Here is a 5160-nt window from a genome sequence, read left to right as displayed (position 1 = left end):
GGGCTGTGGGCACGGGTACGGGTTCGGGCGGGGGCGCGCCCGTGGTGCGAGTCCGTGCTGCGACGGGTTTTCGGGCTCCGGGGAGCGGGTGCCGTCATGCGCGCAGGCGCAGGCCCCGGGGGGTCGCGATGAAGCCCGCTCCCTCCAGGAGGCTGCCGATGGGGGAGGTGAGGGCGGACGCTCCGTTGACGCGCTCCACCGTGACCGTGCCCAGGGAGCCCGCGCGTGCGGCCTCGGCCAGAGCCTCGGCAGCGGCGTGCAGGCGCGGATCGTCGCCGGGGGCGTTCTCCGTGTCCGGGCCGGACGGCCAGGCCAGCAGCGTCTTGCCGCCACGCTCCATGTAGAGCGTGAGCTCTCCGTCGACGAGGACCACCAGCGAGCCGGCCTTGCGGCCCGGCTTGTGACCGGCCCCGGTCGGCGGCTCGGGCCAGCCCAGCGCCGCGCCGTAGGCGTTGGCCGGATCGGCGGCCGCGAGGACGACGGCACGTGAGGCGTGGGCGCTGCCGTCGCGGCCGCGGACGTCGCCGCGGCGGGAACGCCCGGGCGGGCCGCCGTCGGCGAAGCCGCCGCCTCGTGGACCGGCTTCGGAGAATCCACCGCCTCGTGGGCCGCCGGCTCCCGGAGAGGCGAAGTCCCGGGGCGAGACGTACCCGTCGCGCGGGTCGGAGGCCGTCCGGGAGCCGAAGGGCGAGGCGAAGGGGGTGTCGGGGTCGGCGGCGGCCCACACGTCGTCGGACGGGGAGCCGTCGGGGAAGACGAAGCCGTCCTGGTCGCCCTCCTGCGGGTTCGGGGCGGGCAGGGGCTCGCCGCGGTCCCGGGCATTGGCCACCGCGCGCAGCCGGTCCACCGCGCCGTCCATGGCGAACTGCGCGGCGCCGAGACCCTCGACGACGTAGCCCCGCCGGGCCTGACCGCTCTCCTCGAACACGGACAGGATGCGGTACGTCGCCGAGAAGCCGCCCTCGACGCCCTCGGCGGCGACCGCGCCGCGGGTGACCACCCCGTGCCGGTCCAGGAGCGTGCGGGCGAGCGCGTGAGCCCGCACCGTCGGGTCGGGTTCGAGGGCGGGGAGCAGCGACCAGCGGCCCGCGACCGTCGGAGGACCGCTGCGGGAGACCGGTCGGGCCGCGGACGTCAGGGAGCCGTAACGCCCGCGCGGGACGGTGCGCTTGGCGCGGTGGGCCGTCGAACCGGCCGTGCGACCCGAGCCCAGGAGGGAACGCATCGGGGAGAGCGTGTCGTTGGTGAGCCGGCCGGACCAGGCCAGGTCCCATACGGTGTCGGCGAGTTGGGGATCGGTGGCCTCGGGGTGAGTGGTGGCGCGCACCCGGTCGGCGATCTGACGGAAGAACAGGCCGTAGCCGCCGGACAGCGCGTCCAGGACGGACTGGTGCAGCGCCGTCAGCTCCAGGGGGTGCGGCGGGGGGAGCAGCAGGGGCGCGGCGTCGGCCACGTACAGCGAGACCCAGCCATCCTTGCCCGGGAGGGCGCCGGCCCCGGCCCAGACGATCTCTCCGGCCGCGGTCAGCTCGTCGAGCATCGCCGGGGCGTAGTCGCGCACCCGGGAGGGCAGGACGAGCTTCTCCAGGGCGGAGGCGGGCACCGATGCCCCTTGCAGCTGTTCCACGGCGCGCACCAGGCCGTCGACGCCGCGCAGCGAGTGCCCTCGGCCGATGTGCTGCCACTGGGGCAGGAACTGGGCGAGCGCGGGCGGCGGCACGGGTTCCAGTTCGTGCCGCAGGGCGGCCAGGGAACGGCGGCGCAGCCTGCGCAGGACCGTCGCGTCGCACCACTCCTGGCCGATGCCGGCCGGGTGGAACTCGCCCTGGACGACGCGCCCGCCCGCCGCGAGCCGTTGGAGGGCGCCCTCGGTGACCGCCACGCCGAGGCCGAAGCGCGCGGCCGCCGCAGTGGAGGTGAAGGGGCCGTGGGTGCGGGCGTGACGGGCGAGGAGGTCGCCCAGGGGATCCTTGACCGGCTCCGTGAACGCCTCGGGCACACCGACCGGGAGGGCCGTGCCCAGCGCGTCGCGCAGGCGGCCCGCGTCCTCGATCGCGGCCCAGTGCTCGGCTCCGGCGATGCGGACCCGGATGGCGCGGCGGGCGGCGGCCAGCTCCTGCGCCCAGTGCGGTTCGGCGCCGCGCTCGGCGAGTTCGGCGTCGGTGAGCGGGCCGAGGAGGCGCAGCAGGTCGGCGACGCCCTCGCTGTCCTTCACGCGGCGGTCCTCGGTGAGCCACCGCAGCTCCTGTTCCAGCTCGGCGAGGACGTCGGCGTCGAGCAGTTCGCGCAGTTCGGCCTGGCCCAGCAGTTCGGCCAGCAGCCGGGAGTCCAGGGAGAGGGCGGCGGCCCGCCGTTCGGCGAGCGGGGAGTCCCCCTCGTACAGGAACTGGGCGACGTAGCCGAACAGCAGGGAGCGGGCGAAGGGGGAGGGCTCCGGGGTGGTGACCTCGACCAGCCGCACCTTGCGCGACTCCAGGTCGCCCATCAGCTCCACGAGCCCGGGCACGTCGAACACGTCCTGGAGGCACTCGCGGACCGCTTCCAGAACGATCGGGAACGAGCCGAACTCACTCGCCACCTGGAGCAGTTGAGCGGCGCGCTGGCGCTGCTGCCACAGCGGGGTGCGCCGGCCGGGGGTGCGGCGCGGCAGCAGCAGCGCGCGGGCCGCGCACTCGCGGAAGCGGGCCGCGAACAGCGCCGAGCCGCCGACCTGGTCGGTGACGATCTGGTCCACCTCGCCCTTGTCGAAGACGACGTCCGCCGCGCCGACCGGGGCCTGCTCCGCGTCGTACTCGGCGCCCGCCTTCACGGGCTCGTGGTCGAGGAGGTCCAGGCCCATGAGGTCGGCGTCGGGCAGCCGCAGCACGATGCCGTCGTCGGCATGCATGACCTGGGCGTCCATGCCGTACCGCTCGGAGAGCTTGGCCCCCAGGGCGAGCGCCCACGGGGCGTGGACCTGGGCGCCGAACGGGGAGTGGACGACAACGCGCCAGTCGCCCAGTTCGTCGCGGAAGCGTTCCACGACGATCGTGCGGTCGTCCGGGACGTGCCCGCAGGCCTGGCGCTGTTCCTCCAGGTACGCCAGCACGTTGTCGGCCGCCCACGCGTCCAGACCGGCGGTGAGCAGCCGGAGCCGGGCGTCCTCCTTCGGCAGGGAGCCCACCTCGCGCAGGAACGCGCCCACCGCCCGGCCCAGTTCCAGCGGCCGCCCCAGCTGGTCGCCCTTCCAGAAGGGCAGCCGGCCCGGGACGCCGGGGGCGGGGGAGACCAGCACGCGGTCGCGGGTGATGTCCTCGATGCGCCAGGAGCTGGTGCCGAGCGTGAAGACGTCGCCCACGCGCGACTCGTAGACCATCTCCTCGTCCAGCTCGCCGACCCGGCCGCCGCCCTTCTTGGGGTCGGAGCCCGCGAGGAAGACGCCGAACAGACCCCGGTCGGGGATCGTCCCCCCGGAGGTGACGGCCAGGCGCTGGGCGCCGGGACGGCCGGTGACCGTGCCCGCGACCCGGTCCCACACCACGCGCGGGCGCAGCTCCGCGAACGCGTCGGACGGATAACGCCCGGCCAGCATGTCCAGGACGGCCGTGAACGCCGACTCCGGGAGGGACACGAAGGGCGCCGCGCGGCGGACCGTCGCCAGCAGGTCGTCCACCTGCCAGGTGTCGAGAGACGTCATCGCGACGAGCTGCTGCGCCAGGACGTCCAGCGGGTTGGCGGGGACCCGCAGGGACTCGATGGAGCCCGTGCGCATCCGCTCGGTGACCACGGCCGCCTGGACCAGGTCGCCGCGGTACTTCGGGAAGACCACGCCGGTCGACACCGCGCCCACCTGGTGCCCGGCCCGCCCGACGCGCTGTAGGCCGGAGGCCACCGAAGGCGGCGACTCCACCTGGATGACGAGATCCACCGCGCCCATGTCGATGCCGAGTTCGAGGCTGGAGGTGGCCACCACGGCGGGCAGCCGGCCCGCCTTCAGATCCTCCTCGACGAGCGCGCGCTGTTCCTTGGAGACGGAGCCGTGGTGGGCGCGCGCGATGACGGACGGGGCGCCCTGGGCCGCGCCCGAGCCGCCCATGAGTTCGGCGGGGGAGTGGTGTTCGTCCAAGGGCTCGCCGGTCGCCCGCTCGTAGGCGATCTCGTTGAGCCGGTTGCACAGGCGCTCGGCGAGGCGCCGGGAGTTGGCGAACACGATCGTGGAGCGATGGGCCTGGACGAGGTCGGCGATCTTCTCCTCGACGTGCGGCCAGATCGACGGGCGTTCCGCGCCCTCGGAGCCGTCGGCGACGGGTGAGCCGCCCAGCTCCGCCAGGTCCTCCACCGGGACGACGACGGAGAGGTCGAACTCCTTGCCGGACGTCGGCTGGACGATCTCCACCTTGCGCTGCGGGGACAGGTAGCGCGCCACCTCGTCCACCGGGCGGACGGTGGCCGACAGGCCGATGCGGCGGGCCGGCCTCGGCAGCAGTTCGTCGAGCCGCTCCAGGGACAGCGCGAGGTGCGCGCCGCGCTTGGTGCCCGCCACGGCGTGCACCTCGTCCAGGATCACCGTCTCGATGCCCGTCAGCGCGTCGCGGGCGGCCGACGTCAGCATCAGGAACAGCGACTCGGGGGTCGTGATCAGGATGTCCGGCGGGCGGGTGGACAGCGCGCGGCGCTCGGCCGGCGGCGTGTCGCCGGAGCGGATGCCCACCCGGACCTCGGGCTCGGTCAGCCCCAGACGCACCGACTCCTGGCGGATGCCCGTCAGAGGGCTGCGCAGGTTGCGCTCGACGTCGACCGCCAGGGCCTTGAGGGGGGAGACGTAGAGCACCCGGCAGCGCTTCTTCGGGTCGGCCGGCGGGGGCGTCGAGGCGAGCTGGTCCAGCGCGGCGAGAAAGGCGGCCAGGGTCTTGCCGGAGCCGGTCGGGGCCACCACCAGCACGTCCGAGCCCTCGCCGATGGCCTGCCACGCGCCCGCCTGGGCCGCGGTGGGCGCGGAGAACGCCCCCGTGAACCAGCCGCGGGTCGCGGGGGAGAAGCCGTCGAGGGCCCGGTGTGCGGAGCTGACCATGCGTCCATCCTGCACCCGACCACTGACAACGGCGCTGAGCTGCGGTCGCACCGACGGCGCGGCGGAGCGGGGCGGGCGCGTCGGCGCGGGGCGCCCGCCCCGTCCTGTCA

The 5160-nt window shown here is 75.1% G+C and carries 1 protein-coding gene; it reads right to left on the bottom strand.

Annotated elements, in window-relative coordinates:
- Positions 1 to 94: 94 nt before the first annotated feature.
- The gene (locus KMS84_RS37725) at positions 95 to 5050 is read right to left on the bottom strand and encodes an ATP-dependent helicase (protein WP_256921071.1); all 4956 of its coding nucleotides are present in this window, start codon (positions 5048 to 5050) and stop codon (positions 95 to 97) included.
- Between the last annotated feature and the right edge of the window lie 110 nt (positions 5051 to 5160).

It is taken from the genome of Streptomyces hilarionis (assembly GCF_024539675.1).
GTDB classification, from domain to species: Bacteria; Actinomycetota; Actinomycetes; order Streptomycetales; family Streptomycetaceae; genus Streptomyces; species Streptomyces hilarionis.
This window is presented reverse-complemented; position numbering and strand designations above follow the sequence as displayed.

Excerpts from the sequence above, each read along its gene's own strand:
- KMS84_RS37725 (WP_256921071.1), bottom strand. The coding sequence starts at position 5,050 with ATGGTCAGCTCCGCACACCGGGCCCTCGACGGCTTCTCCCCCGCGACC.